Source organism: Oleiphilus sp. HI0066 (genome assembly GCF_001635725.1).
In genome coordinates, this window is sequence record NZ_LWFH01001470.1 from 1 (window position 1) to 1,558 (window position 1,558).

The 1,558-nt window shown below is 45.5% G+C and carries 2 protein-coding genes; both read right to left on the reverse strand.

Features of this window, described 5'->3' with window-relative positions:
* Positions 1-788: DNA-processing protein DprA (gene dprA / locus A3738_RS22780; protein WP_197473971.1), on the reverse strand; the 788-nt coding region annotated here is incomplete at its 3' end.
* 74 nt (positions 789-862) lie between these two features.
* The coding region (locus tag A3738_RS31410) for a peptidoglycan-binding protein (RefSeq protein WP_068763877.1) at positions 863-1,558 on the reverse strand (696 nt) is incomplete at its 5' end.

The following is a 1,558-nucleotide window of genomic DNA, read 5'->3' on the forward strand; positions in this document are numbered from 1 at the left end:
TTAGGAGAGCCCGGTACAGCATAAACATCTCTGTTCTGCTCAATCGCATAACGCGCAGTGATCAACGAACCGCTTTTTATGCCCGCTTCGACAACTAAGACCGCACGTGATAAGCCGGACACAATACGATTTCGCCTGGGAAAGTTATGACGAAGAGGCGCACTACCCATTGGCATTTCTGAAACAAGCAATCCCTCCTGGGCAATCAACTCATATAAATCTTTATTTTTAGCGGGGTAGCAACGATCTATTCCTGTCGCTAGTACAGCAATCGTATTCCCTTGCGCCGCAAGCGCCCCAAGATGTGCTTTTGTATCTACGCCGAGAGCCAAACCACTGACGATCGACATGCCTGATTTAGCCAAATGAAACGCATATTCTTGTGCAATGTCTGCATACTGCAGACTAGGCTTCCGTGAACCGACCACCGCAATATTTTGATGATTTAGTAAGCCTATATTTCCTTTCAAATAGAGTAATGCAGGCGCTAAGTGTATCTGGCGCAATACTTCAGGGTAAGGACTATCGAAATAGCAAACAACGGAACAACCGTCTTGCTTCAACCAATCACTAACATGATTTAAAGAATGGTCAGCCTGAGCGAGACAATCTAGCACTGCGCTAGAAACCTTGGGCTTACTGATACATTGGTTCAACGCATCGAAGCTTAACTTTCGCCATGATGAAGGATTACCATACTGCTCACGCAGCAAATGAAATTGCTTCAGGCCAAAGCCTTGAATTTGAGAGAGTGCGAGACACAAGCGTGCCTCAGAAGAGATAGACATTTTTTCGATCATCCTTGATCAAAAAAGCCACCTAAGAGGTGGCTTCATCATTTATTGTATTTCCAGATACTATCTTACGGAGTACGAACTTCATCCATAATTTTCAATGGACGATTTGCGCGTAGTATCAAGCCGTAACTAAGCTTATCAAAGACGCTGAAAATCATCATCAAGCCCGCTCGTTCTGAAGGCAGTTCAATGCGTTCTTGAGTGTAAGGGTCTCGTACTATACCGCCAGACTTATACACAGCGAGTACGTTGCCCTCTTTGATGCCTTCTCTTGCGCCACGGTTTACTACAACAACGTTATACTGACCGATGTTGCCCACGCCAGATTCAACAGCAATCATCTTGCCACGAATATCACCATCTGGCTTGCTCGGAGTAAATGTAGAATTGATCACGCGATCATCCGTCGGCAATACGCGATCACCAATACGTAACTCTTCGCTTGAGCGCTGAACGGTCAAAGTAATTACTTCACCTTGCACCGCATCCACTTCTGCCGTCGCAATTGACTTCGCCTCTAAACCCAAAAATTCTTTAGAGTCTGGATCAACATATTGCTCACTCTTACGAAAAACACCAACTGAGTTTTCACCTTTCACATCACCACGCGCAAACACTTGGTCACCGGCGCCAGTAATTAAGTGGTCTTCTTTACCTGACAAGATATATGGCGCCGCTTCTAGCTCTTCCGCTGTCACAATACGATTTGTCGAAAGAAAGCTCGCTATCGCATCAAGCGGAATAGTAGGGATAGCCGTTTC